Origin of the sequence: Streptomyces luteoverticillatus, from assembly GCF_003970715.1 — a bacterium.
Classification (GTDB): Bacteria; Actinomycetota; Actinomycetes; order Streptomycetales; family Streptomycetaceae; genus Streptomyces; species Streptomyces abikoensis.
On record NZ_CP034587.1, the window covers coordinates 399,703 to 423,620 of the forward strand.

The following is a 23,918-nucleotide window of genomic DNA, read 5'->3' on the forward strand; positions in this document are numbered from 1 at the left end:
TTCATGGGCGGGCCTCGGCTTCGGCCGCCTTCTCCACCCGTACCGCGCAGACCTTGAACTCGGGCATGCGCGACTGGGGGTCCAGGGCGGGGTTGGTGAGGGTGTTGGCGCGGCCGGGTCCGTCCCAGTGGAAGGGCATGAAGACGGTGTCGGCGCGGATGGCCGCGGTGATCCTGGCGGGGGCGAGGGCGCGGCCGCGCCGGCTGGTGACGGCCAGGACGTCGCCCTCGCCGACGCCGAGGCGCTCGGCGAGGTGGGGGTGGAGCTCGACGAACGGGCCGGGGGCGGCCGCGTTGAGCTCGGCGATCCGGCGGGTCTGGGCGCCGCTCTGGTACTGGGCGGTGACCCGGCCGGTGGTGAGGTGCAGCGGATAGGCGGGGTCGGGCTCCTCGGCCTGCGGTCGGTGGCCGGCCTCGGCGAACCGGGCCCGGCCGTCGGGGGTGGCGAAGCGGTCGAGGAACAGGCGCGGCGTCCCCGGGTGCGCGGGGTCGGGGCAGGGCCAGAAGACGCCGTTCTCGGCGCGTATGCGGGCGTAGTCGATGCCCGCATAGTCGGCGGCGCCGCCCGCCGAGGCCCGGCGCAGCTCGTCGAAGACCTCCCGCGGGTCGTCGGGGAAGCCGTGGGTGGTGCCCAGGCGCGCGGCGAGCTCCTTGAGGAGGGTGAGGTCCGTGCGGACCCCGGGGGGCGGGGGGACGGCCGCCTGGCGGAGGATGACCCGGCCTTCGAGGTTGGTGGTGGTGCCGGTCTCCTCGGCCCACTGGGCGGCGGGCAGGACCACGTCGGCCAGTTCGGCGGTCTCGGAGAGCACGACATCGCTGACGGCGAGGAAGTCCAGCGCGCGCAGCCGCTCGGTGACATGGGCGGCGCGGGGCGCGGAGACGACCGGGTTGGAGCCCATGACCAGCAGGGCCCGGATGCCGTCGGGGGTTCCGGCGCGGTCGAGGAGCTCGTAGGCGGAAGGGCCCGGTCCGGGCAGGGAGTCGGGGTCCACGCCCCAGACGGCGGCGACGTGGGCGCGGTCGGCGGGGTCGGTCAGGGAGCGGTAGCCGGGGAGCTGGTCGGCCTTCTGCCCGTGCTCGCGGCCGCCCTGGCCGTTGCCCTGGCCGGTCAGGCATCCGTAGCCGCTGCCGGGGCGCCCGGCCTTGCCGGTGGCCAGGCAGAGGTTGATCCAGGCGCGGACGGTGTCGGTGCCCTTGCTGTGCTGTTCGCTGCCGCGCGCGGTGAGGACCATGCCGGTGCCGGCCCCGGCGAACATGCGTACCGCCTCGCGCAGTTGTGACACCGGCACCCCGGTGATCTGTTCCACCCGCTCGGGCCAGTGGGCCATGGCGGTGGCGCGGGCCCCTTCGAAGCCGGTGGTGCGGGCGGCGATGAAGTCCTTGTCCAGATGGCCGTCGGCGATCACCAGGTGCAACATCCCGAGGGCGAGCGCCAGATCGGTGCCGGGCACCGGGCGCAGGTGGAGGTCCGCCTGTTCGGCGGTGCGCGTCCGTCGGGGATCGACGACGATCAGCCGGCCGCCGGCCTCGCGCATGCGGGTGAAGTAGCGCAGCGCGGGCGGCATGGTCTCGGCGGGGTTGGCCCCGACGAGGACGACGCAGCCGGTCGTGGCGATGTCCTCCATCGGGAAGGGCAGGCCGCGGTCGACGCCGAAGGCCGCGCGGTGGGCGGTGGCGGCCGAGGACATGCAGAAGCGGCCGTTGTAGTCGATGTTCGGGGTGCGCAGGACCACGCGGGCGAACTTGCCGAGCGCGTAGGCCTTTTCGTTGGTCAGTCCGCCCCCGCCGAAAACACCGACGGCCTCGCGGCCGTGGTGTTCGGCGGCCCGCCGGAAACCGTCGGCCATCCGGTCCAGGGCCTCGTCCCAGGACGCCTCGCGCAAGGTTCCGTCGGCGGAGTCGCGAACCAGGGGCGCGGTCAGGCGGAGGGCGCGGGCGAGGAGGGCGGGCGCGGTGCGGCCCTTGCCGCACAACGCGCCCTGGTTGACGGGGAATCCGGGGCGTTCCTCGACATCGACCGGCGGGGCGGAGGGCGGCGTGCCGCCGGGACCGGTGGGTCGCGGCCGCAGTCGCATGCCGCACTGCAACGCGCAGTACGGGCAGTGGGTGTCGGTCGGAGTCATACGCCGAGCATGAGTCCGGCCCGTTACACGGCCGGGTCCGGAATGTTGCGGCCGTGGCACCAATTCCTCACGCCCCGGCGGCGGTTGTGTGATGTGGGTGGCATCCGCATTTAACATGAGCCGGGCAAACGCTGACGCCGCCATGACAGTGCGGCAACTCGCCGGTAACAAAGCGCCGCGAGCCTGAGCCCATGAGTACGGGGAACACGACCGCCGGCCGGGACGACGGGGCGGTGGGACCGCTGACGGGTTTCACGATCGGGGTGACGGCGGACCGCCGCCGCGAGGAGCTGGTGGCACTGCTCGTGCGCCGGGGCGCCCGCGTCGTCGAGGCCCCCGCGCTGCGCATCATGCCACTCGGTGACGACGCCGCGCTGCGCCGCGCCACCGAGCGCTGTCTCGAAGCCCCGCTGGACTACGTCGTCGCCACGACGGGCGTGGGCTGGCGCGGCTGGATGAGCGCCGCCGAGGGCTGGGGGACGGCCGACGCGCTGCTGGGCGCCTGCCGGGCCGCCACGGTCGTCAGCCGTGGCCCGAAGGCCACCGGCGCGGTACGGGCCTGTGGCCTGGCGGAGGCGTTCGCGCCCGGGACCGAGGCCAGTCACGAGGTGCTGACGTGGCTGCTCGCCCGGGACCTCGACGGCCGCCGGGTCGCGGTCCAGGAACACGGGGCGCCGCTGCCGGACTTCACGGCCGCGCTGCGCGAGCGGGGCGCGGAGGTGATCGAGGTCCCGGTCTACCGGTGGGGGCCTCCGGAGGATCCCGGCGCGGTCCGCCGCCTCGTGGAGGGCACCACGCGCGGCGAGGTGCACGCGCTGACGTTCACCAGCGCCCCGGCCGCCGTGGCATTACTGGAGGCGGCCGCGGCGGCCGGGCAGCGGGAACGGTTCCTGGCCGCGCTGCGCGAGGACGTGGCGGCGTTCTGCGTCGGCGAGCTGTGCGCGCACCCCCTGCGGGAGGCGGACGTGCCGGTGCACTGCCCGGAGCGGAGCCGGCTCGGGGCGCTCGTCCGGACGCTGGAGGACGTCCTGTCCCTGCGCGGCCGCCGGGCCCTCAGCCCCGCGCCGGACCCCCTGGTGCTCCAGGGCAACGCGCTCCTCGGCGACGGCGCCCCGGTGTGGCTGCCGCCTCTGCAGGCCGCGGTGCTGCGCGCTCTCGCCGAGCGCCCCGGCCAGGTGCTCAGCCGCACCGAACTGCTCGTCCGCGCCTGGCCCGACGGCCGCGCCGACCGGCACGCGGTCGACATGTCCATCGCCCGGCTGCGCAGGGCCCTGGGCCGCCACGCCGCCCTGGTCCGCACGGTCCCGAAGCGCGGCTACGCCCTGGCGGGGGCGTGATGGGAGGGCCCGCTCCCGTCCTCGTCGCCGTCGCGCACGGCACGCGGGATCCGGCCGGGGTGCGGACCGTGCGTCTGCTGCTGGACCGGGTGCGGGCACTGCGCCCCGGTCTGCGCGTGGAGTGCGGGTTCCTGGGGCTCGCCGCCCCGGCCCCGGGGGACGTGCTGGAGCGGGTGGCGGGGCCCGTCGTGGTGGTGCCCGTGCTGCTCGGGCCCGGCTATCACGTCCGCGTCGACATCCCCGCCGTGCTGGACGCCGCCGGCGCCGGCCACCGGGCCGTGACGGCGCCCGCGCTCGGCCCGGACCCGCTGCTCGCCGAGGCCCTGTCGGGGCGGCTGCGCGAGGCCGGCTGGTGCGGCCGGGCGCCCGGCGCGGCCGTGGTGCTGGCGGCCGCCGGGTCCCGGGACCCGGCGGCGACGGCGGCCACGCGCGCCATGGCCGGGCTGCTGAGCGCGCGGCTGGGCGCGCCCGTCGTCCCCGCGCACCTCGGCGGGCCGCTGCCCCCGCCCGCCGAGGCCGTCGCCGCGCTGCGGCGGCGCGGCCTCCCCGGGCCGCTGGCGGTGGCCCCCTACCTGCTGGCGCCGGGCGACTTCGCCCGGCGGGCCGGGTCCGGCCGCGGGGCCGACGCCGTGGCCGCGCCGCTCGGCACGCACCCGGCCGTCGCCCGCCTGGTCCTGCGCCGCTACGACCAGGCGGCGGCCCGCGCGGCACGGCCGGTTCCGGGTGCGCGGCCGGCCGGCGCGGTAGATCATGGAAGCCGGAGCCGGACCGGGAGGTGACCGTGACGGCGAAGAAGACCCGGGACATCCGGGTGCGCAGGGTCTACGAGGAACCCGCGACGGCCGACGGCAGCAGGGTGCTGGTCGACCGGATCTGGCCGCGCGGCCTCAGCAAGGAGGCGGCCGCACTCGACGAGTGGTGCAAGGACGTCGCCCCCTCGACCGGGCTGCGCACCTGGTACGGCCACGACCCGGGGAAGTTCGCCGAGTTCGGCCGCCGCTACCGGGCCGAGCTCCACGGCGACGCGACGCACGAGAACGCCCTCGGGCATCTGCGCGAGGTGGCCGGGGAGCGACCGCTCACCCTGCTGACGGCCACCCGCGACCAGGACATCAGCGCCGCCGCCGTCCTCAAGGAGGAGCTCGAGCGGCGCTGATCCCCCACCGTGGGTCTCATCCCCCGTACGTCGCCTGGGACTCGCCCAGCACCGCCGCGAAGTCGGCGGCCAGCCGCCGCCCGTCGGCGGGCGGCAGCCCGGCGGCGGTGATCCGCACCCCGGGCGCCCCGCCGATCCGGAAGCGCGCCCCGGCCGCGACCCACCAGCCGTGCGTCCGCAGTCCGTTGACGACGGCGGACTCGTCGCGCACGGGCACCCAGACGTTCATGCCGCTCACCCCGTGGGCCGTGATGCCGTGCCGGCCGAGCTCGCCGATCAGGGCCAGCCGCCGTTCCTCGTAGGCGTCGCGGGCCCGGCACACCAGGTCCCGGGTCGCGGGGTCCGTCATCAGGCCGAGCACCGTCTCCTGGAGCAGGTGGCTCACCCAGCCGGAGGTGAGCAGCATCCGCCCGTCGTGCCGGGCGAGGGTCGTCGCGTCGCAGGCGGCGGCCGCCCAGCGCAGGTCCGTGCCCAGGTACTTGGTGACGGTCGCGACGTGCGCCCAGCGCGCGAGCCCGCCGCCGGTGAGGGTGTGGAGGGGGGCCGCCGCGACGCTCCCCGCGTGGTCGTTCTCGATCACGAGGACCTCGGGCGCCTCGCGCAGGACCGCCACCAGCGCGTCCCTGCGGGCGGGAGTGAAGCGGCCGCCCCAGGGGTTCTGCGCCCGGGGACCGCACACCACGGCGCGCGCTCCCGCGCGCAGCGCGTCCCGCAACGCCTCGGGGCGCATGCCCTCGTCGTCGACCGCGACGGCGACGGTGCGCAGTCCGAGCGCCGTGACGAGGTCGAGCAGGTGGTGGTAGCCGGGGTCCTCCACGGCCACGGCGTCGCCCGGGCGGAGCTCGACGGACAGCAGCCGTCCGATCATGTCCAGCGCGCCGTGCGCGAACGTCACGTGCTCCACCGGCACCCCGTCCGCCCCCAGCCAGTCGCGGACGGCCTCCTCCAGGCCCGGCAGCCGGGGGGACGAGCGGTGGGAGCGGGCGCCGGGCGAGAGCCGGACGGGCGGCAGGAGGTCGGGGAGGAAGGCCGGGTCGGGGTGGCCGCCGGCCAGGTCGCGCAGTCCTTCGGGCACCTTGGGCGGGCGCCGGGAGGCCACGGCGGGGGCGGGGGCGACGACCGTGCCGCCCCTCCCCCGCGTGACGACGATCCCGCGCCGCCGCAGTTCCTTGTAGGCGGTCGCGACCGTGCCGGGGCTGATCCCGAGGTCCTCCGCGAGCCGCCGGACCGGCGGCAGCGCGGCGCCGGGCTCCAGGGCGCCCTCGGTCACCGCCCGTTCGACGGACGCGGAAAGGGCCTTGGCTGTCGTACCAGTGATCGCATATTGTGTTGCCACACCGTCAATTATGTATTGATACATATCTGGTTGGCAAGGGAACCGGGGGGAACGATGCGCGGCGCACGGACATCAGCATGGATATCGGGACGGATACCAGGAGGGCGGGACGGGCGGCGCATGCTCGCCGTCGCCCTCGTCGACCGGGTCGGCAGCGGCCTGTGGGCCGCCACCTCGGTCCTGTACTTCACCTATGTCGCCCACCTCGGCGTGGCTCAGGTCGGCACCCTGGTCGCCACCGCCGGGATCGTCGGCATCGCGGGCGCGCCGCTCGGCGGGCTGCTGGCCGACCGGCTGCCGGTCGTCCGCGTCCTCGCCGCCCTGCAGATCCTGCGCACGGCCGCCGCCGTGGGCCTGCTCCTGACCCACGACTACACGCTCCTGCTGGTCTGTTCGGCGGCCGGCGGCTTCGGCGACCGGGCGTCGAACGTGCTCACCAAGCTCTACGCCTCCCGCATCGCCGGGCCCGACCGGGTGCGCTACCAGGCGCTCCACCGCACCGTCGCCAACGCCGGCTGGGCCGTCGGCGGGCTCGGCGCGGCGGCGGCCCTCTCCGCCGGCACGACGACCGTCTACACGGGCCTGCTCCTCGGCGACGCCCTCTCGTTCGTCGCCGCCGCCCTGATCATCCTGCGCTGCGCGGAGACGTCCGCGCCCGCCCGCACCGTCACGGGCGCCGACGGTCCCGTACCGGCGGCACGCCCCACGAACCCCTGGCGGGACCGCGCCTACCTCGCGTACGTGGTCAGCGACACGGTGCTCTTCCTCGACGACGCCGTCTTCCGGGTGGGCCTGCCCCTGTGGGCGATCCGCGCCACCGACGCCCCGCATGGCCTGGTCCCGCTGCTGCTGGTGCTCAACAGCGTGCTGGTCGTGGCCCTCCAGGTGCCCCTCGCCCGCTTCGGCGCCACGACCACCAGGGCGCGGGCGCTACTCCTCCCCCTCGCCGCCGTCTTCGCCGCGTCCGGCGTCGCCATGGCCGCCTCCGCCACCCACGGCGCCGTGCCCGCCACCGCCTTCCTGACCCTCGCGGCCACCGGCTTCACCCTCGCCGAGATGCTCCACGCCACCGTGTCCTGGGAGTTGTCCGTCGCCCTGGCCCCCGACACCGCCCAGGGCGCCTACCTGGGCGTCCACGGCCTCGCCCAGGCGACCCAGCGCGCCGTCGGCCCCCTGGCCGTCACGGCCGCCATCGCCACGGGCCCCCTCGGCTGGACGGCCTTCGGCACCCTCATCGCCGCGACCTGCGCCGCCCAGCACCGCCTCGTCCGCGCCCGCCTCACCGAACCGGCCCCGCGGCCGGAGCCGGTCCCGGCGACGCGGGGCTGACCGCGTCCGTCCGGTCACCCGCCCGCGCCTCGCGTACTCCTTCCGACGGCATCCCTCGCCCGAACCGCCCGGAAGACACCGGTCCTTCACTACCGTGATGGTCTTCGGGACGCACCCGAAGGGCGCTGAAAGGGAGGGGCGATGGGACTCGCGTATCTGCGGTCGGACGCCGACCGGGCGGCGGGGACGGGCACGGCACGGGTGCTGGCGCGGGAGGCGGCCGGATGTGTGCGGGACATGGCGGTGGGCCTCCGGCGGGGGCGGGGGGCCGGGCGGGTGACGGTGCCGTACTGGATGGCCCGGCGCTTCGCCGGCGCCGCCGGCACGCCCCTCGACAGCGAGGCGTTACTCGCCTTCCGCTTCGCGACGCCCGACCGCCCCGCCTCGGTGGTCCTCCGGCGGGGCCAGAGCGACCTGCTGATCCTGTGGCAGGTGTTCCTGCGCCGCTTCTACGAGCTCGACGCCGTCTACGCGCTGGACGAGCCCCTCACCACCCTCGACACGGTGGTGGACCTCGGCGGCAACACCGGGCTGGCCGCCGCCTATCTGACCGCCCGCTACCGGCCGCGCAGGCTGCTGACGGTCGAGCCCATCGCGGAGAGTCTCGCGGTGCTGCGGCGCAACGCCGAGCTGTCGGGCCTGGACTGGATCGTCGAGCCGCTGGCGGTGGACGGCAGGGAGGGGGAACTGGAGTTCGCGGTGAGCGGCTTCTGGGACACCTGCACCGCCGTCCCCGCCGTCCGCGAGCTGCGCGGCAGCCGCCCCCACCGGCTGGAGAACGTGCTGGCCCGGCCGTCGCGCACGGTCCCGGCGGTCACCGTGGAGCGCCTGCTGGACAAGCACGGCATCGACCGCGTCGACCTGCTGAAGATCGACGTCGAGGGCAGCGAGGCCGGGATCTTCGCCGAGGCCCGGCCGTGGATGGCGCGGGTGGCGCGGATCGTCATGGAGATTCATGACAAGTACATCGACGGCATCGCCGTCCGCTCCACGCTGGCCCGGGCCGGTTTCCACCGCGTCCCGCCCCGGGTCCCCGACCCGGTCGGGTTCAACCCGGTGGAGCTCTACATCCGCCGCGCCTAGGCCCTCCGTTTCCCCTTCGCGGCCACGTTACCTACCGTGGAAGAAGGAGAGGGACAAAACGCTACATTCCATACGTCAAAAGCTCGACGTGAAGATTCCGCACCCGCCGTCGTCCGGGCCCATCGGATGAACGGCGCCCCTCGGCAATCCGTACATATGGACAGGTAAGGCGCACACGCTGCGGATCCGCCCCGCAGGGAGAGGTCATGACAGAGTCGACAACGGCCGCGGGGTCCGCCGGGACCCGGGCCACGGGCGTGCCGCCCGGCGTCCGGGCCCTGGCGGAACGGCCCGGATGCGCTCGCGCCGCCCTCGACCGCCTGCTCACCGTCGGCATGCCCCTGCCCACCTACGGTGTCCACCTCCTCGACGTCCGCCCTCTCGACGAGAGACTCCACCGCGGGCCGCCGCCCGAAACGATCGCAGGAGGTGCGTCATGACCGCGCTCGTCGCCGCCCGCCCGCTGACCGCCCCGTACGTCGACGGCGAGCTGCCCGGTCCGCTCTCCGCCGAGCTGCTGGCCCGTCAGGAGCTCCGGGAGTCGAGCGCCCGGACGTATCCGAGGCATCTGCCCATCGCGCTGGCGGAAGGTTCCGGGAGCTTCGTCCGCGACGTCGACGGCAATGTCTTCATCGACTTCCTCGCCGGTGCCGGAGTCCTCTCCCTGGGCCACAACCACCCCGAGGTCGTCGCGAGCGTGACCCGGCAGCTGGGGCTGCTCGCCCACGGCCTGGACTTCCCCACCCCCGCGAAGGACGCCTTCACCGAGGCCCAGTTGTCCATGCTGCCCCCGGAGCTGCGCGAGAAGATGAAGATCCACTTCTGTGGGCCGACCGGCGCCAACGCGGTCGAGGCCGCCGTCAAGCTGTGCAAGACCGCGACCGGCCGCGGGGACGTCGTCTCCTTCCAGGGCGGCTTCCACGGCAGCACCCACGCCGCCATGGCGCTCAGCGGCCTGGTGTCCGCCAAGCGGAACGTGCCCAACACCATGCCGGGCGTCCATTTCTTCCCGTACAACCGCGCCGAGCCCCTGGAACAGGCGCTCACCGACAGCCTCGGCGGCATCCCGCCGCCCGCCGCCGTCCTGCTGGAGCTGGTGCAGGGCGAGGGCGGCGTGGTCCCGGCCGGCCCCGAATTCGTCCGGCGGGTGCGGGAGCTGACCCGTGACCTCGGCGTGCCCCTGGTGGTCGACGAGGTGCAGACGGGCTGCGGGCGCACCGGCACGTGGTTCGCGTTCGAGCAGTACGGCATCGAGCCGGACGTCGTCGTGGCGTCCAAGGCCCTGAGCGGCATCGGCATGCCGGTCGCCGTCATCCTCTACGACGCCGCCCTGGACACCTGGGAGGCCGGTGCGCACATCGGCACCTTCCGGGGCAACCAGCTGGCGTTCGCCGCCGGGGTGGAGGCGATCCGGGTGATCCGGCGGGACGACGTGCTGGGCAACGTCCGGCGGCGCGGCGAGCAGATCGCCGGCCGGCTGGCGCCGCTGACGGGCCGTCCGGGGGTCCGCGAGGTGCGGGGCCGGGGCCTGATGTGGGGCGTCGAGCTGGCCGACCCCGTGACCGGCCGGCCCGCCACTGAGGCCGCTTCGGCCGCGCAGGCCCACGCGCTGCGCCACGGTCTGATCGTGGAGCTCGGCGGCCGCGACGACTGCGTCGTACGGATCCTGCCGCCCCTCAATGTGACGGCCGAGGTCGTCGACACCGCCTGCTCGATCCTCGTCGACGCGATCACCGCCCGCGCCGCACGTACTCCTTAAGCAGTGGCTCCTCAAAGCAGTGGAAGGCCCCGAACGATGCTCATCGTCCAGAAATACGGCGGCTCCTCGGTGGGGAGTACCGAGCGGGTCCGGCGCGTCGCCGAACGCATCGTCGCCACGCACGACGAGGGCCACGACGTCGTCGTGGTGGTCTCCGCCATGGGCGACACCACCGATCGGCTCCTCGGGCTGGCGCGGGAGATGGCCCCCGTCCCCTCCCGCCGCGAGCTGGACATGCTGCTGAGCGCCGGCGAGCGGATCTCCAACGCGCTGATGGCCATGGCGGTCCAGACCCTGGGGGTGCCGGCCTGTTCCTTCTCGGGCCCGCAGGCGGGTGTGATCACCAGCTCGGTGCACGGCCGGGCCCGGATCATCGGGGTCGAGCCCACCCGGGTCCGGCAGGCGCTGGACCGCGGGCTGGTCGTGCTGGTCGCGGGGTTCCAGGGCGTCAGCCGGGAGACCGGCGAGGACACGACGCTGGGGCGCGGCGGTTCCGACACCACGGCCATCGCGCTGGCCGCCGCGCTCAAGGCGGACGTCTGCGAGATCTACACCGACGTGGACGGCGTCCACACCGCCGACCCGCATCTGGTGCCGCAGGCCAGGCCGCTGTCCCGGCTGGACTACGACACGATGCTGGAGCTGGCCGCGAGCGGCGCCAAGGTGCTGGCCCCGCGCAGCGTGGAGTACGCGCGCCGGCACCGGGTGACCGTGCGCGTCCGCGCCGCCGAGGGCGGCTGCCCCGGCACGGTGGTGACGGCGTGCGCGGGCGAACCGGAGCGCGGGGCGTGCGCGGAACACGCCGCCTGTCCGGAGCGCGCGCCGTTCGTGGGCGTCGCGCACGACCTGTCCGCGGCCGAGATCACCGTGGCCGCCGTCCCGGCCCGTCCGGGGGCGGTGTCGGCGGCGTTCCGGGTGGTGGCGGACGCCGGTGCGGAGATCGACACGGTCGTCCAGTCGGCGCCGCGCGAGCCCGGGGAAGAGCCCGGCGAACGGGCCGGCGAACAGGCCGGTGACATCAGGTTCGTCCTACCGAAGAGCGACGTGCCCGCCGTGCTCGCGGCGCTGTGCGAACACCGCGCCGAGATCGGCCACACGGATGTGACCAGCCGCGACGACATCGGCAGGGTCTCGCTCGTCGGCTCCGGTGTCCGGACGGGCACGGGCGCGATCGCGGCGTTCTGCGAGACGCTGGCCCGGGCGGACGTGCGGTTCGAGTCCATCACGGCGACGGAGACCCGGATCTCGGTGCTCTGTCCCGCCGACCGGCTCCCGGACGCGCTGCGCGCGCTGCACCGGTCCTTCGGTCTCGGCGCGGACGCCGAACCGGCCAAGCGCGTCGTGCCGTCCGGCCGGGCGGCGCCGGCGGGCGCGGGGCCCGAACCGGCGCGTGCGGGCGTCTGCCGGTAGCTGGCCACTGGCTCTTACACAGAGCTAAAATGATGGTATGGCCGCAGGGAGTCTTCCCGACGAGCTCGCCGGGGTTCTGTCCGGTATCCAGCGGATGGCCCGCCGGAGGCTGTGGCACGGCCTTCCGGTACCACGGCCTCGTGGCGCCCAGGTCGAACTGATGCGACTGGTCACGACCCGCCCCGGCATCGGCGTCTCGGCCGCCGCCCGCGAGCTGTGTCTCGCCGCCAACACCGTCAGCACGCTCGTCAATCAATTGATGTCGGCCGGCCTGCTGCGCCGGGAGGCCGACCCCGGGGACGGGCGCGCCGTGCTGCTCTTCCCGACGCCGTCGTGCGGGGAACGGCTTCGGGACTGGGACGCGCGGCGCGCCGCGCTCTTCCGGGACCACGTCCGGGAGCTCACGGACGAGGACCGGGCGGCCCTTGCCGCGGCGCTGCCGGCGCTGCGCAGGCTGGCCGCGTCGATGCGGGCGGCGGAGCCCGTCTGACCACCACGGAGGTGCCATGACCACTTCCTTCCCCCACCACGTCGAGACCGCCGGACAGGCCGCCGGACGGACCGCCGGCAGCGCGGCGATCAGCTGTGTCGACCTGCACTACGCGTTCGGCGCCACCAAGGCCGTCGACGGCCTGGACCTGCGGGTCGAGCAGGGCGAGGTCTTCGGCCTCCTGGGCCCCAACGGCGCGGGCAAGACGACCACGATCCGCGCGATCACCACGCTGCTGCCCGTCCCGCCGGGCGTCGTCGAGGTCTTCGGGCACGACGCGGCCCGGCAGAAGATGGCCGTCCGGCGGCTGCTCGGCTACGTGCCCCAGCAGTTGTCCGCCGACGCCGGCCTCACCGGCCGCGAGAACGTGGCTCTCTTCGCCCGGGTCTTCGACGTCCCCCGCCGCGAACGCGCCGCGCGCGTCGCGCAGGCGCTGGACGCGGTCGGCCTGACCGACGCCGCGCAGCGGTCCGCCGGAACGTACTCGGGCGGCATGGTCCGCCGCCTCGAGCTCGCCCAGGCCCTGGTGAGCGCCCCGCGCCTGCTGATCCTGGACGAGCCGACCATCGGCATGGACCCGATCGCCCGCGACAGCGTCTGGGAGCGGATCTCCGACATCCGCGCGGGCACGGGCATGACCGTGCTGGTGACCACCCACTCCATGGAGGAGGCCGACCAGCGCTGCGACCGGCTGGCGCTGATGCACCGGGGACGCGTCCGCGCCCTGGGCACGCCCGAGGAGCTCAAGGCCGAACTGATCGCCCACCGCCGGGAGTCCGGCGACGCGGATCCGCGGCCGCCCTCCCTGGAGGACGTCTTCCGGCACTTCGCGGGCAGCGGCCTGGGCGACCCGGGACCCGACGAGCGGCGAGGGGAGTTCAGCGATGTCCGCCGTACCCGCCACACCGCGTCCCGCGTCGGCTGACGCCGCGCCGGACCGGCCCGCCGCCCCCGACCAGCGGTTCGCGCTGCTGCTGACCCCGCCGCGCGCCCGCGGCGGGCTGCGGGTCGTCCCGGCCCGGGTGGCCGCGATGTGCGCGGTCGAGCTGCAGAAGCTGCGGCACGACCGCACCGAGCTCTACACCCGGGCCGTCCAGCCGGCGCTCTGGCTGCTGATCTTCGGTGAGACCTTCACCCGGATGCGCGTCATCCCCACGGGCAACGTCCCGTACATCGACTACCTCGCCCCCGGGATCATCGCCCAGTCGGCGATGTTCATCGCCATCTTCTACGGCATCATGATCATCTGGGAGCGGGACTCCGGCGTCCTCACCAAGCTCCTGGTCACCCCCACCCCCAGGGCGGCGCTGGTGACGGGCAAGGCGTTCGCGTCCGGGGTGAAGGCGGTGATCCAGGCCGTGGTCGTGATCGCCATCGCCGCGGTGCTGGGCGTCGCGCTCACCTGGAACCCGCTGCGGCTGCTGGGTGTTCTCGTGGTCGTCCTCCTCGGCTCGGCCTTCTTCGCCTGCCTGTCGATGACGATCGCCGGGATCGTGCTCACCCGCGACCGTCTCATGGGCATCGGCCAGGCCATCACCATGCCGCTGTTCTTCGGCTCCAACGCCCTCTATCCGGTGGACGTGATGCCGGGCTGGCTGCGGGCGTTCAGCGCGGTGAACCCGCTCAGCTACCAGGTGGACGCCCTGCGCGGGCTGCTCATCGGCACCCCCGCCCACCTCCTCACCGACTTCGCCGTCCTCGCCCTCGCCGCGCTCCTGGGCATCGCCGCGGCGGCCTCCCTGCTGGGCCGGCTGGCCCGCTGAGCTACGGGTGGGCGCCGCCGGGCGTGCCGGGTGCGGCGGGCGGGTGGGCGTGCCCGGTGAAGACGCGTTCCAGCGCGCCCCATCCGGTGTCGTGGGCGCGCTCGGCGGCCTCGGCCCTCCCACCGCCCCGGATGCCGAACAGCCGCTTGGCGAAGAGCAGATACAGCACGACGGCCAGGTTGATGACCAGCGTCAGGACCTTGGTGGCGCTGATCCGCCCGGTGAGCTCGTACACCTCCGGCACCAGCAGCACCGACGTCGCCACGAAGGTGAGGTACTCCGCCCACCGCTTCGCGTACCAGAGCCCCACGGCCTCGACCCCTTCGAGCACCGCGTACGCCGCCAGGACCAGGCCGACGAGCCAGAGCGTGGAAGCGTGCGCGGCGAAGGCCCTGTCGAGGTCCTTGAGCAGCCCGTGGTTCGACATCCCGCTCGGCCCTCCGACGCCGTTCTGGATGGCGTCGACGATCCGGTAGAACGGCTTCTGGAGCCGGGTCCGCTCATGGGCGAACACGAAGACGGCGGCGGCGAGCACGGCCAGTACGACGAAGTGCAGCATCCGGTCGACGGCGATCAGCCGCAGGACGTACCGGTCCCGCAGGGGCCTGCCCCGCAGCGGGAGCGCGAGCTCCGCCCGGGCGGGCGGGAACTCCCGCTCCGGCGAGGCGGGCACGGGCAGCGGCAGCCACGCGTCACAGCGGAGGCAGCGGTGCCAGCGCGCCCCGTCGGACGTCTCGCGCACGACGAGCGCGTCCGCCTCGCGCACGGCGGCGGCGTCGGTGCCCACGAGGCGGTGCCCGTGGAGGGCGCAGTCGATCAGCTCGTAGACGGGGGCGCGGCGGCGTCGTCGCGGCCCGGGGTGGGGGTGCGCGCCGGGAGCGGGTACGAGGGCGGGCTTTTCCGTCACGGTCGTGGAGTATGCCCGGGTCCGGCGGGGCTACGCCCATGGGTGGGCAAACCGTGGGCGAGCCGGTCGGTCACCGCTATCTACCGTTCGAGTGAACCGACATGAGCGTTTGTGCTGTCAGAACGCCGAAGACGTCCCTGTACCGTAGCGGCGGCGGATTTCCCGGGCGGACGGTCCCGGCGACGACGGAGGCGGAGAGACCTTGAACGATCCCGGCCGGACCGAGGCGTACATGGCCGAGGACCGCGCGACCATGACCGGGCCCGCGTGCGCGTTCCTCGACCAGTGGCTGGCCACCATGGACACCGCGCTGGCGGAGTGGCGCCGGGCCCATCTCCCGGCCGGATTCCCCTTCGACTTCGGCCTGGATTCGCTGGACGCGCTGGAGCCGCTGCTGCTGTCGCGCTTCCCGGACCGGGCCGCCATCGACGCCGCGTCCAACGCCGACTTCACGACCGGTGCCGTGCGCTACATCGGCGAGACGCTGCTGCGCGCCGTGCCCGCCCGGTGGGGCTACGAGGACCGCGGTGCGGAGGACACCCACCGGTACAACCGGGTCCCGGTCGTCCGCTCCAACACCCCCGCCGCCTTCATGGAGGCGGTGGCGCCCTGTCTGGCCCTGCACGTGCTGGTCCGCGACCGGGGGCTGGGGACGCTGCGGCAGTTCACCGGCCCGCTCCTCGACGCCCACGAGGCGGCCGAACTCGCGGGCGGCTGACCTCGCGGGCGGCCGAACTCGCGGGCGGCCGACCGTCACCGGGCCGTGTACGTCAGGCAGTCCGCCGCGTCCTGGAGGGCGGCCACCGTGATGCCGGGCGCCTGGCACTCGAGCCCGACGTTGTGGAGGCACCCGGCCATGTGGCAGGCGCCCACCCGCCCGACGGCGGAGGTGTCGCCGCCCTTGACCGGGTGCACGAAGAACGTGTCGCAGCGCGCGCGGGTCGCGTCGCCCACGGTGATGGCCAGGGCATGGCAGGCGCTGTCCTCGTTGTACGCGCACTCGGCGACCTCGCACACGGCCACCTGGGGCATCTCCACAGCGCTCTCCTCGTTCCTGGGGGTTCGCGCCTGATGCCTTCCTCGGGCATGAGGGCCTGACACCGCCCGTCCCGTCCGTTCACCCGGAAGCCGGGGCCGGGCGGTTCTGGCGGCGGTCCTGCCGGCGGTCCTGTCACGCCAGCAGTTCCCTCTCCTGTTCGGGGCTGAATCCGCGCCGGAGCGGGGGCAGACCGCGGGCGCGGTCCCAGGCGAGGACGTCGGCCGCCGTCACCTCCAGCGGGGTCGCGGGCAGGCCCGCCGCGCGGGCGCGGGCCGGGCTGCGCTGCTGGGACGGCCAGTCCGGGCGCAGGAGGGGGAAGAGCGGCGGCAGCTCTTCGGGGGCCACCGTCACCGGGACGATCTCCACCCGCGTCCCGGCCACACGGGCGCAGGTGCGGATGAGCCCGCCGAGCGTGGTGGGTTCGGCGGGGCCCACGGCGTGGAACGCGCCGGGGCGGTCGTCGGCGAGCAGCCGGCCGACGAGGCGGGCCAGGTCGCGCGAGTCGACGATCTGGACCGGCTGGGTGGGGTCGGTGGGCAGGGCGACGCGGCCGCCGAGGGCGGCCCGCCGCACCCAGTGGGTGAAGGTGTCCGACGGGTCGTGGGGGCCCGCGACCTTGCCCGGCCGGACGATCGTGGCCCGGGTGCCGTACCGGGCCAGGACGTCATCTTCGCAGGCGACCTTGCACGGCCCGTACGTGGTGTTGTCGAGCACCTCGGTGTCGCGCACAGGCGGGCGGCGCGGGGTGTCCTCGTCGGAGCCGGGCCGCAGGCCCGTGTTGTCGTAGACGGCGTGGCTGGAGATGAACAGGTACCGGCCGACGCGGTCGCCCAGCGCGTCCATGGCCTGGCCGACGTGGCGGGGGACGAAGCCGCTGACGTCCACGACCGCGTCCCAACGGCCGTCGCGCAGCGCGGCGTAGTCGCCGGTGTCGCGGTCGCCGATGAGCCGGGTCAGCCCGGGGAAAAGGTCGGTGCCCGTCCTGCCCCGGCCGAACAGGGTCACCCGGGCGCCGGCGCGCAGGGCGTCCTCCACGATCGCGCGGCCCACGAACGATGTGCCGCCGAGCACGAGGACGCTCATGTCCATGGCGTTGTCGATGGCGTTGTCCATGGCCGTCGACCCTACCCGGCGGGGTCCCGGACGGAACCCGCCCGGCGGGCCCGGGTGTTCACCGCGCGCGGCGCCGGAGGGCGATGACGTTGTCGGTGACGGTGGCCGTTCGCCCGTCGGGGCCGGTGACCTGGCGGGCGGGGGCGTCCAGACGCTCGGTGTGCCACTCGTCGAGTGCGAGGCCCAGCGCGGCGAGCTCCTCCTCCGGGGTGGGGACGGCGTCCTCGTGGGGGTGCCAGGACCACGGGGGGACGGTGGCGTGGGTGACGACGAGCAGGAGGCCGCCGGGCGCGACCTGCTCCGCGACCGCGCGCAGGATCCGTTCGCGGGGCAGTTCCACGTTGGACTGGAAGAACTGGGCGGACACCAGGTCGAAGGGGCCGTCGGGGAGGGTGCGGGCCAGGTCGTGCCGCTGGAAGTCGATCCGGTCCGCGACGCCCGCCTCGGCGGCGTGGCCCGAGGCCCGCTCCAGGGCGGTGGCGGCCACGTCGGCGGCGGTCACCCGCCAGCCGCGACGGGCCAGCCAGACCGCGTCGGCGCCCTCGCCGCAGCCCAGGTCGAGGGCCGTGCCCGACGGCAGCGGCTCGACGACGTCGACGAGGACGGGGTTCGCCCGGCCGCTCCACACGCGTTGGCGCTCCTGGTAGCGCCGCTCCCAGTACTCGGCGGGGTCGACGTCCTCGGCCTGGTGGTGCCGGTGCTCGCTGATGCTCATGGGGAGCCCTCCCTCTCGGTTCACCGTGAGCCTCGCCCGGACCCCACCCGCTTGACAAAAATTCTTGCCGGATCGGCAAATAGGGGGATGACCGACGACGACATTCCCCAGGTGCTCAGCGCTGTCGGCCCCCGCCTGCGGGCGCTGCGCCACGAGCGCGGGGTCACCCTGGCGCGGCTGAGCGAGACCACCGGGATCTCGCTCAGCACCCTCTCCCGGCTGGAGGCCGGGCAGCGCAAGCCGACCCTCGAACTGCTGCTGCCGCTGGCCAAGGCCTACGGCGTCCAGCTGGACGAGCTGGTCGGCGCGCCGCCCACCGGCGACCCGCGCGTCCACCCCCGCCCGTTCAACCGGAACGGGAAGACCTTCATCCCGCTGACCCGCGACCTCGGCGGCGGTCTGCGCGCCTTCAAGCACATCGTCCCGGCCAAGGGGACGAAGGACGTCCGGCCCGAGCAGAAGACCCACGAGGGCTACGAGTGGCTGTACGTGCTGTCGGGACGGCTGTGGCTGGCGCTCGGCGAGCACGATCTCGTCCTCACCGCCGGCGAGGCCGCCGAGTTCGACACGCGCGTCCCGCACGGCTTCGCCAACGCCGGTGAGGAGCCGGTGGAGTTCCTCAGCCTCTTCGGCCCGCAGGGCGAGCGCATGCACGTACGGGCCCGTCCCGGTGGCGGCGCGTGAGGGGCGCGCGGACCGGGCTACCGGCGCCCCGACGGGGGTAGAACCACCCCCGTCGGCGGCGGACGGCGGGAGTGGTGCGGGTGAAGTGGCGGGACCGGCTGCGGTACTGGTTCGACAGCACCATGGACCGTGGCACGCCGGCCCTCATCGGCTGGCTGGCGCTGGCATCGGTGGTGCTGGTCGGCGTCACGACCGTACTGGTGGTGACCCTCACCAATGAGGACACCGAGGCCAACGGCGGCTGGGCGGGCGTGGCGTGGATGAGCATGCTGCGCACCCTGGACCCCGGCACCATGGGCGGGGACCACGGCGGCTGGATGTTCCTGGCGCTGATGCTGATGGCGACCGTCGGGGGCATCTTCATCGTCAGCACCCTCATCGGTGTGCTCACCACGGGGCTGAACAACCGGATCCAGCAGTTGCGCAAGGGTCACTCGCAGATCATCGAGAGCGGCCACACCGTCGTCCTGGGCTGGTCGGAGCAGGTCTTCACGGTGGTCGCGGAGCTGGTCGAGGCCAATCAGAGCGAGCGGCGCTCCTGCGTGGCCATCCTGGCGGACCGCGACAAGGTGGCCATGGAGGAGCAGATCCGGCTGCGCGTCCCCGAGACCCGCCGTACGCAGGTGATCTGCCGGTCGGGCAATCCGCTGAAGCAGGCGGACCTGGAGCTGGTGAGCCCGGACACGGCGCAGGCCGTCATCGTGCTCCCGTCGTTCTCCCCGGACAGCGACACCAGAGTGATCAAGATGCTGCTGATCCTCAACAACAGGCGGTGGTCCAGGAGCCGGCCGCCGCTGATCGCGGCCGTGCAGGACGCGGGCAACCTCGCCGCCGCCCGGCTCGCGGCGGGGCCGAGCGGACTGGTGGTCGACGCGGACGACCTCGCCGTACGGCTGACCGTGCAGTCGCACCGGCAGTCCGGCCTGTCCACGGTCTGCAACGAATTACTGAGCTTCTACGGCAACGAGATCTACATCGTCCCGGAACCGGCCCTCGCCGGGGTGGCCTTCGGGGACGCCCTCCATCGCTACGCCCTCGGCGTACCCATCGGCGTGGCCCGGGCGGACGGCCGGATTCTGCTGAACCCGCCCATGGACACTCTCATCGGCGCGGAGGACGGCGTCATCCTCGTCGCCTGGGACGACGAGTTCATCCGGCTCGCGGACGAGCCGCCGCCGATCGTGGAGGAGGCGATCGCCAGAGCCGCCGGGCGGCCGCCGGCCCCCGACCGTACGCTGCTGATCGGCTGGAACTCCCGGGCGCCCAAGATCATCGAATTGCTGGACCGGTTCACCCGGCCCGGCTCGGCCCTCGACGTGGCCTCCCCCGACCGCCCGGACGGCTTCGACGACCTGACACCGGAGCGCCTCACGCTCGGCCACAAGCACTGCGAGCCGACGAACAGACGGTCGCTGGAGGCCCTCTCCCCGGGCGACTACCAGCACATCCTCCTCCTCTCGGACGAGACCGTGGACCCCGAAGCGGCCGACAACCACACGCTGGTGACGCTGCTCCACCTCCGCGACATAGAAGTCGGCCTCGGCGACCCGTACTCGATCGTCTCGGAGATGAACAACGACAGCAACCGCGAGGTCGCCCAGGTCACCAAGGCCGACGACTTCATCGTCAGCAACAAGCTGATCTGTCTGCTGCTGACGCAACTGGCCCAGAACCAGCGCCTCTACCGGGTGCTGCGCATCCTGCTCGACCCGGCCGGCTCGGAGATCTACCTCAAGCCGGCGGACCACTATCTGGTGCCCGGCGTCGAGGCCACCTTCGCGACCGCCGTCGAGGCCGCCCGCAGACGGGGCGAGGTCGCGATCGGCTACCGCCTCGGCCGGGACCGCGACACCGCGCCCTCGTACGGGGTGCACCTCAACCCGTCCAGGACCGAGCCCTTGACCCTGCGCGAAGGGGACCAGATCGTCGTACTCGCAGAAGAGGGATGAAATACTTCATTGCTTGCGCAAGCTGGGAACCATGGGTTCTGGCCTGGCGTTATGCGAAATGACAAGCACGCGATCCAGCGAACTCCGGAGGAAGAACATGGCCGTGACCCTGGCCAAGGGCGGCAACGTCTCACTGAGCAAGGAGGCCCCGGGCCTGACGGCCGTCATGGTCGGGCTGGGCTGGGACGTGCGCACCACCACGGGCGCCGACTACGACCTCGACGCCTCCGCCCTGCTGTGCGACACGGCCGGGAAGGTCCTCTCCGACCAGCACTTCGTGTTCTTCAACAACCTCCGCAGCCCCGAAGGCTCGGTCGTGCACTCCGGGGACAACCTCACCGGCGGCGGCGACGGGGACGACGAGCAGATCCAGGTCTCGCTGGGCCAGGTACCGCCCGGGGTCGCCCGGATCGTCTTCCCGGTGTCCATCTACGACGCCGACCAGCGCGGCCAGAGCTTCGGGCAGGTGCGCAACGCGTTCATCCGCGTGGTGAACCAGGCCGACGGCCGTGAGCTCGCCCGCTACGACCTCACCGAGGACGCCTCCACCGAGACGGCGATGGTCTTCGGCGAGCTCTACCGGCACGGCGCCGAGTGGAAGTTCCGGGCCATCGGCCAGGGTTACGCCTCGGGGCTGGCGGGCATCGCCTCGGACTTCGGCGTCAACGTCTGACGGACGGCGGGAATCCCCGGGCGGGTGATCCCCGGGGCGGGGCGGGTGAGGAGGCGGACGGCGCATGGCAGCTCGGCGACCCCTGATGCGGCTCGTCGCGGCGGTCGTGGTGACCGCGGCGGCGGCCGGGGCCCTCACGGCCTGCGGCGGCACGGGCGACCGCGCCGCGCCGCCGCCCGCCTCGGCGAGCCCCGGCGCGCCGGGCGGGTCGTCACCGTCCGCGAACCAGGACCCCGCGCGCTTCGCGCCCCAGGTCGTGAAGTACGCGGGCCGGGCGAAGATCGACGCCCAGTTGCTGATGGCGATCCTCTACAACGAGTCGTACAAGCCGCACGACCCGGCGCTGGAACGGGCCTGGCAACGGATGAAGCCCGATTCGGCGTTCGGCATCGCGAACATGCACAAGGCGGCCTTCGACGACACCAAACAGGGCCGCGACTTCGCGAACCGGTCGTGGGACGAACTGCCCGACGACCCCGGCCTGGCCGTCGAGGCGGCGGCGTGGTTCCTCCACGACCTGGCCTCCCAGCTGCCGGGGCAGCCGTCCGGCCCCTACACCAGGAACGAGCTGCTGGCCCTGGGTTACAACGCCGGCGCGGGCAACATGGGCGCGTTCGCCCGGGGCGCGAAGCCCGGCCCTCAGGCCCAGTCGTATCTGGACCGGCTCCGCGCCAACTGGGCGAAGGCCGGACAGGCCGTCAAGCGATAGGGCCTCCGGCGGGGGCCCTCACCGGCCGGGGTCCTCAGCCGACCACCCGCAGACCGAGCGCGGCGCACACGGCGGCGGCCTGATCCGGTGAGATCACCGTGCCGCGCAGCCGGGACACCACGGTCTCGCCGATCTCGCCGAGGTCGGCACCGCGCAGATCGGCGCCGTCCAGCCGGGCATCCCTCAGATCGGCCTCGCGCAGCCGGCAGTCCTCGAAGACCGCGTCCCGCAGGTCGGTGCGGTGGAGGTGCGCCTCGGTCAGGTCGCAGCCGGTGAAGTGGATGCCGCGCAGGGCCGTGTCGCGCAGGTCGACGAGCTGCATCGCGCAGTTCCGCAGGGTCAGGGTGACGGCCAGGCCGCGCAGCGCGGACAGGTCCGCGCCGGTCATCCGGCAGCCCGTGAACGCGGCGTCGTCCAGCAGGGCCCGGGTGAAGCAGGAGTTGGCGAGGTCGGTCCGCTCGAAGACGGCGTCACCGAGGTCGGCGTCCTCGAAGTCCGCCGAGGCGAAGGAGCCGCCCAGGAAGCGGGCCCGTGTCAGCACGGCCTCCGTGAGCCGGGCCCCGACGGCGACGCAGTCGTCGAACACGGCCTCGTCGAGATCGGCGCCGCGCAGATCGGCCCCGCTCAGGTCGCAGCGGCGCAGGACCACGGGGGCCGTGCGCCGGGCGAGGGCCGCGCGCAGGTCCAGGCCGGTGAGGTCGAGGCCGGTGGGCTCGTCCCGCGCGGCCAGCGCGTCGAGGGCGTCCTGCGGGGTACGGGGAGCGGCGTTCATGCCGCCAGCATAGGCAACCGGCGGGAGGGGTTCCGCCGGCCGCCCATCGCGTCCCTCGGTGCCGCCCGGGCCACGGGACTTGAGCACACCGCACCGCCGCCCGCGCCCGGTCCGGCCGGGTCAGCTCCCGACGCTCCGACGAGCCGTCACCCACGCGGGTGTCCCGGGCGGCGTCCCGGGCGATCGTGGGTCCGTGCGGCCCGGCGGGCCGCGCCGCCACACCACACCCGGTTCTCAGGGACAGGAGCACGCCACCATGGCCATCGTCGTCACATTCCAGGTCGAGGGCACCGAGGGCAAGCAGCTCTACGACGACTGCATCACCCGGATCACCAACGGCCGCGGCTTCACCTCGCCGGCCGACCTGCCCGTGCCCGGCCTCCTCGCGCACATAGCGGGCCCGGTGGGCGGCGGCTGGCGGGTCGTCGACGTCTGGGAGTCCGCCGAGGCGCTGGAGGCCTTCGCCAAGCACCTCGGCCCCATCCTCGCCGACCTCGGGTACGGCGACCTCCAGCCCGACGTCACCCCCGCCTACAACGTCGTCCTCCGCTGACCGGATCACCACCGGCGGGCCCGCGCCGCACTCCCCTGCGGTGCGGCGCGGGCCCGCCCGCCCCTGGCGTCGCCCTCCACCCTGCCGTCCCCCACGCCCCGGAACATCCCTCCGGAGTCGGGTGCCCCTCCGCCGTACGGCGGAGGCGCCCTACGACCACCGGTCGTACCGTGGCGTCATGACACCGCTGAGCTTCGACCGCCTCCGCGCCGAAATCCTCACGCAGACCGGCCTGTTGCGGTCGCACGTCAAGGGCGCGGCCCTGAGCGTCCCCGTGCCGTCCTGCCCCGGCTGGAACCTCGGACAGTTGCTGCGTCACGTGGGCTGGGCGCACCGCTGGGCGGAGACGATCGTGCGGACGCGGTCGCCGGAGGCCGTGTCCCACGCGCGGCTCGACGACATCGCCGGGTACACCGACGAGAACGTGGACGTGGTCGGCCCGTGGCTGGCCGAGGGCGCGGAGCTGCTGGTGGCCACGCTGCGGGACGCCGGGCCGGGGGCGGCGGTGTGGACCCCGGTGCCCGGGCAGTCCTCCCCGGCGTTCTGGGCCCGCAGGATGACGCACGAGACGGTCGTCCACCGGGCGGACGCGGCACTGGCCGCCGGCGTGGAGTTCGCCGTCGACGGGGACGTCGCCGTCGACGCGCTCGACGAGTGGATGTCCTTCGGCTCGGTGCCGGAGGCGTTCGCCCCGGGCCCCGGGAGGCCCGCCCTGCTGGGCCCCGGCCGCACGCTCGCCTTCCGCGCGACGGGCACCGCGACCGGGGCGGGGGCGCACTGGCGGGTCGACCTGACCCGCGACGTCCCGGTCTGGAGCCGTGACCACGAGGAGGCCGCCGTCGTCGCGAGCGCCACGCCGGCCGACCTCCTGCTGTTCGTCTACGGGCGCCCCACGGCGGGCGGTGGCCCGGAGGTCACCGGGGACGCGGCGCTGCTGGAGCTGTGGCGGGAGCGGACCGGCTTCTGGCTCCACGAGTGAGCGTGCCGCCGACGTAGGAATCCCGCCACGGGAGCGATCG

Annotated in this window: 25 protein-coding genes; 18 read left to right on the forward strand and 7 right to left on the reverse strand. The window is 74.2% G+C overall.

Annotated elements, in window-relative coordinates; genetic code table 11:
• Window position 1 precedes the first annotated feature (1 nt).
• Window positions 2–2,122, reverse strand: a complete 2,121-nt coding sequence (locus EKH77_RS01810; protein WP_126912681.1) for a molybdopterin oxidoreductase family protein — start codon at window positions 2,120–2,122, stop codon at window positions 2–4.
• A gap of 191 nt (window positions 2,123–2,313) precedes the next feature.
• Between EKH77_RS01810 and EKH77_RS01815 the strand changes: the two genes are divergently transcribed.
• Genes EKH77_RS01815 through EKH77_RS01825 form a run of 3 tightly spaced genes read left to right on the forward strand, consistent with a single transcriptional unit; the run spans window position 2,314 to window position 4,615 of the window.
• Window positions 2,314–3,459, forward strand: a complete 1,146-nt coding sequence (locus EKH77_RS01815) for a uroporphyrinogen-III synthase (RefSeq protein WP_126912682.1) — start codon at window positions 2,314–2,316, stop codon at window positions 3,457–3,459.
• On the forward strand, window positions 3,459–4,238 hold the full coding sequence (locus tag EKH77_RS01820; RefSeq protein ID WP_126912683.1) for a sirohydrochlorin chelatase: 780 nt from the start codon (window positions 3,459–3,461) through the stop codon (window positions 4,236–4,238). Before EKH77_RS01815 ends, EKH77_RS01820 begins: the two co-directional genes overlap by 1 nt.
• 2 nt (window positions 4,239–4,240) lie before the next feature.
• On the forward strand, window positions 4,241–4,615 hold the full coding sequence (locus EKH77_RS01825) for a DUF488 domain-containing protein (protein ID WP_126912684.1): 375 nt from the start codon (window positions 4,241–4,243) through the stop codon (window positions 4,613–4,615).
• Window positions 4,616–4,631: 16 nt separating this feature from the next.
• Here the strand turns inward: EKH77_RS01825 and EKH77_RS01830 are convergent, their stop codons facing one another.
• Entirely contained in the window at window positions 4,632–5,951 is a 1,320-nt protein-coding gene (locus EKH77_RS01830; RefSeq protein WP_126912685.1) for an aminotransferase class I/II-fold pyridoxal phosphate-dependent enzyme, read from the reverse strand.
• A 120-nt stretch (window positions 5,952–6,071) separates the two neighbouring features.
• Here EKH77_RS01830 and EKH77_RS01835 point away from each other — a divergent pair, with 120 nt between their 5' ends.
• From EKH77_RS01835 to EKH77_RS01870, 8 genes are all read left to right on the forward strand, one after another.
• Window positions 6,072–7,280: an MFS transporter gene (locus EKH77_RS01835; protein ID WP_126912686.1), complete on the forward strand. Its 1,209-nt coding sequence runs from the start codon at window positions 6,072–6,074 to the stop codon at window positions 7,278–7,280.
• A gap of 141 nt (window positions 7,281–7,421) precedes the next feature.
• Window positions 7,422–8,363 (forward strand): FkbM family methyltransferase, encoded by a 942-nt coding sequence (locus EKH77_RS01840; RefSeq protein ID WP_126912687.1) that lies wholly within the window; start codon window positions 7,422–7,424, stop codon window positions 8,361–8,363.
• Window positions 8,364–8,569: 206 nt separating this feature from the next.
• On the forward strand, window positions 8,570–8,803 hold the full coding sequence (locus tag EKH77_RS01845) for a hypothetical protein (RefSeq protein ID WP_126912688.1): 234 nt from the start codon (window positions 8,570–8,572) through the stop codon (window positions 8,801–8,803).
• On the forward strand, window positions 8,800–10,122 hold the full coding sequence (locus tag EKH77_RS01850) for an aminotransferase class III-fold pyridoxal phosphate-dependent enzyme (protein WP_126912689.1): 1,323 nt from the start codon (window positions 8,800–8,802) through the stop codon (window positions 10,120–10,122). The genes EKH77_RS01845 and EKH77_RS01850 overlap by 4 nt, the downstream gene beginning before the upstream one ends.
• Before the next feature lie 36 nt (window positions 10,123–10,158).
• Window positions 10,159–11,532: an aspartate kinase gene (locus EKH77_RS01855; protein ID WP_126912690.1), complete on the forward strand. Its 1,374-nt coding sequence runs from the start codon at window positions 10,159–10,161 to the stop codon at window positions 11,530–11,532.
• A gap of 37 nt (window positions 11,533–11,569) precedes the next feature.
• Window positions 11,570–12,022 (forward strand): MarR family winged helix-turn-helix transcriptional regulator, encoded by a 453-nt coding sequence (locus EKH77_RS01860; RefSeq protein ID WP_126912691.1) that lies wholly within the window; start codon window positions 11,570–11,572, stop codon window positions 12,020–12,022.
• A gap of 16 nt (window positions 12,023–12,038) precedes the next feature.
• Window positions 12,039–12,947 (forward strand): ABC transporter ATP-binding protein, encoded by a 909-nt coding sequence (locus EKH77_RS01865; RefSeq protein WP_126912692.1) that lies wholly within the window; start codon window positions 12,039–12,041, stop codon window positions 12,945–12,947.
• The gene (locus EKH77_RS01870; protein ID WP_126912693.1) at window positions 12,907–13,785 is read left to right on the forward strand and encodes an ABC transporter permease; all 879 of its coding nucleotides are present in this window, start codon (window positions 12,907–12,909) and stop codon (window positions 13,783–13,785) included. Before EKH77_RS01865 ends, EKH77_RS01870 begins: the two co-directional genes overlap by 41 nt.
• Before the next feature lies 1 nt (window position 13,786).
• On the opposite strand, the gene EKH77_RS01875 is transcribed toward EKH77_RS01870, so the two are convergent.
• A complete protein-coding gene (locus EKH77_RS01875) occupies window positions 13,787–14,692 on the reverse strand; it encodes a DUF2127 domain-containing protein (RefSeq protein ID WP_126912694.1) in 906 nt (301 codons plus the stop codon).
• A gap of 202 nt (window positions 14,693–14,894) precedes the next feature.
• Here EKH77_RS01875 and EKH77_RS01880 point away from each other — a divergent pair, with 202 nt between their 5' ends.
• Entirely contained in the window at window positions 14,895–15,410 is a 516-nt protein-coding gene (locus EKH77_RS01880) for a hypothetical protein (RefSeq protein WP_126912695.1), read from the forward strand.
• A 35-nt stretch (window positions 15,411–15,445) separates the two neighbouring features.
• Here the strand turns inward: EKH77_RS01880 and EKH77_RS01885 are convergent, their stop codons facing one another.
• The 3 genes from EKH77_RS01885 to EKH77_RS01895 all read right to left on the reverse strand — a co-directional run bounded on the left by EKH77_RS01885 (window position 15,446) and on the right by EKH77_RS01895 (window position 17,559).
• Window positions 15,446–15,724 (reverse strand): DUF1540 domain-containing protein, encoded by a 279-nt coding sequence (locus EKH77_RS01885; RefSeq protein ID WP_206279985.1) that lies wholly within the window; start codon window positions 15,722–15,724, stop codon window positions 15,446–15,448.
• Window positions 15,725–15,863: 139 nt separating this feature from the next.
• Entirely contained in the window at window positions 15,864–16,844 is a 981-nt protein-coding gene (locus EKH77_RS01890; RefSeq protein WP_240667176.1) for an NAD-dependent epimerase/dehydratase family protein, read from the reverse strand.
• A 58-nt stretch (window positions 16,845–16,902) separates the two neighbouring features.
• Complete coding sequence (locus EKH77_RS01895) at window positions 16,903–17,559, reverse strand: class I SAM-dependent methyltransferase (protein ID WP_206279793.1); 657 nt, start codon at window positions 17,557–17,559, stop codon at window positions 16,903–16,905.
• Window positions 17,560–17,646: 87 nt separating this feature from the next.
• Between EKH77_RS01895 and EKH77_RS01900 the strand changes: the two genes are divergently transcribed.
• The 4 genes from EKH77_RS01900 (at window position 17,647) to EKH77_RS01915 (ending at window position 21,574) form a co-directional block, all read left to right on the forward strand.
• Window positions 17,647–18,243, forward strand: coding sequence for a helix-turn-helix domain-containing protein (locus tag EKH77_RS01900; RefSeq protein WP_126912697.1), 597 nt, complete (start codon window positions 17,647–17,649; stop codon window positions 18,241–18,243).
• Window positions 18,244–18,323: 80 nt separating this feature from the next.
• Window positions 18,324–20,192 carry a CASTOR/POLLUX-related putative ion channel gene (locus tag EKH77_RS01905; RefSeq protein WP_240667177.1) on the forward strand — a complete coding sequence of 623 codons (1,869 nt, stop codon included), beginning with the start codon at window positions 18,324–18,326 and terminating at the stop codon, window positions 20,190–20,192.
• 97 nt (window positions 20,193–20,289) lie between these two features.
• Window positions 20,290–20,865, forward strand: coding sequence for a TerD family protein (locus EKH77_RS01910; protein WP_126912698.1), 576 nt, complete (start codon window positions 20,290–20,292; stop codon window positions 20,863–20,865).
• Between the two features lie 64 nt (window positions 20,866–20,929).
• Window positions 20,930–21,574, forward strand: a complete 645-nt coding sequence (locus EKH77_RS01915) for a transglycosylase SLT domain-containing protein (protein ID WP_126912699.1) — start codon at window positions 20,930–20,932, stop codon at window positions 21,572–21,574.
• Window positions 21,575–21,608: 34 nt separating this feature from the next.
• On the opposite strand, the gene EKH77_RS01920 is transcribed toward EKH77_RS01915, so the two are convergent.
• Window positions 21,609–22,346, reverse strand: coding sequence for a pentapeptide repeat-containing protein (locus tag EKH77_RS01920; RefSeq protein ID WP_126912700.1), 738 nt, complete (start codon window positions 22,344–22,346; stop codon window positions 21,609–21,611).
• A 256-nt stretch (window positions 22,347–22,602) separates the two neighbouring features.
• Here EKH77_RS01920 and EKH77_RS01925 point away from each other — a divergent pair, with 256 nt between their 5' ends.
• Both EKH77_RS01925 and EKH77_RS01930 read left to right on the forward strand, forming a co-directional pair.
• Window positions 22,603–22,899 (forward strand): hypothetical protein, encoded by a 297-nt coding sequence (locus EKH77_RS01925; protein WP_126912701.1) that lies wholly within the window; start codon window positions 22,603–22,605, stop codon window positions 22,897–22,899.
• 178 nt (window positions 22,900–23,077) lie between these two features.
• The gene (locus tag EKH77_RS01930; RefSeq protein WP_126912702.1) at window positions 23,078–23,878 is read left to right on the forward strand and encodes a maleylpyruvate isomerase family mycothiol-dependent enzyme; all 801 of its coding nucleotides are present in this window, start codon (window positions 23,078–23,080) and stop codon (window positions 23,876–23,878) included.
• Window positions 23,879–23,918: the final 40 nt, after the last annotated feature.

Coding starts and splice junctions, on each gene's coding strand:
- EKH77_RS01885 (WP_206279985.1), bottom strand. CDS start 15,724: ATGCCCCAGGTGGCCGTGTGCGAGGTCGCCGAGTGCGCGTACAACGAG.
- EKH77_RS01900 (WP_126912697.1), top strand. CDS start 17,647: ATGACCGACGACGACATTCCCCAGGTGCTCAGCGCTGTCGGCCCCCGC.
- EKH77_RS01920 (WP_126912700.1), bottom strand. CDS start 22,346: ATGAACGCCGCTCCCCGTACCCCGCAGGACGCCCTCGACGCGCTGGCC.
- EKH77_RS01915 (WP_126912699.1), top strand. CDS start 20,930: ATGGCAGCTCGGCGACCCCTGATGCGGCTCGTCGCGGCGGTCGTGGTG.
- EKH77_RS01910 (WP_126912698.1), top strand. CDS start 20,290: ATGGCCGTGACCCTGGCCAAGGGCGGCAACGTCTCACTGAGCAAGGAG.
- EKH77_RS01835 (WP_126912686.1), top strand. CDS start 6,072: ATGCTCGCCGTCGCCCTCGTCGACCGGGTCGGCAGCGGCCTGTGGGCC.
- EKH77_RS01810 (WP_126912681.1), bottom strand. CDS start 2,122: ATGACTCCGACCGACACCCACTGCCCGTACTGCGCGTTGCAGTGCGGC.
- EKH77_RS01845 (WP_126912688.1), top strand. CDS start 8,570: ATGACAGAGTCGACAACGGCCGCGGGGTCCGCCGGGACCCGGGCCACG.
- EKH77_RS01930 (WP_126912702.1), top strand. CDS start 23,078: ATGACACCGCTGAGCTTCGACCGCCTCCGCGCCGAAATCCTCACGCAG.
- EKH77_RS01865 (WP_126912692.1), top strand. CDS start 12,039: ATGACCACTTCCTTCCCCCACCACGTCGAGACCGCCGGACAGGCCGCC.
- EKH77_RS01815 (WP_126912682.1), top strand. CDS start 2,314: ATGAGTACGGGGAACACGACCGCCGGCCGGGACGACGGGGCGGTGGGA.
- EKH77_RS01870 (WP_126912693.1), top strand. CDS start 12,907: ATGTCCGCCGTACCCGCCACACCGCGTCCCGCGTCGGCTGACGCCGCG.
- EKH77_RS01855 (WP_126912690.1), top strand. CDS start 10,159: ATGCTCATCGTCCAGAAATACGGCGGCTCCTCGGTGGGGAGTACCGAG.
- EKH77_RS01895 (WP_206279793.1), bottom strand. CDS start 17,559: ATGAGCATCAGCGAGCACCGGCACCACCAGGCCGAGGACGTCGACCCC.
- EKH77_RS01860 (WP_126912691.1), top strand. CDS start 11,570: ATGGCCGCAGGGAGTCTTCCCGACGAGCTCGCCGGGGTTCTGTCCGGT.
- EKH77_RS01925 (WP_126912701.1), top strand. CDS start 22,603: ATGGCCATCGTCGTCACATTCCAGGTCGAGGGCACCGAGGGCAAGCAG.
- EKH77_RS01820 (WP_126912683.1), top strand. CDS start 3,459: ATGGGAGGGCCCGCTCCCGTCCTCGTCGCCGTCGCGCACGGCACGCGG.
- EKH77_RS01890 (WP_240667176.1), bottom strand. CDS start 16,844: ATGGACAACGCCATCGACAACGCCATGGACATGAGCGTCCTCGTGCTC.
- EKH77_RS01850 (WP_126912689.1), top strand. CDS start 8,800: ATGACCGCGCTCGTCGCCGCCCGCCCGCTGACCGCCCCGTACGTCGAC.
- EKH77_RS01840 (WP_126912687.1), top strand. CDS start 7,422: ATGGGACTCGCGTATCTGCGGTCGGACGCCGACCGGGCGGCGGGGACG.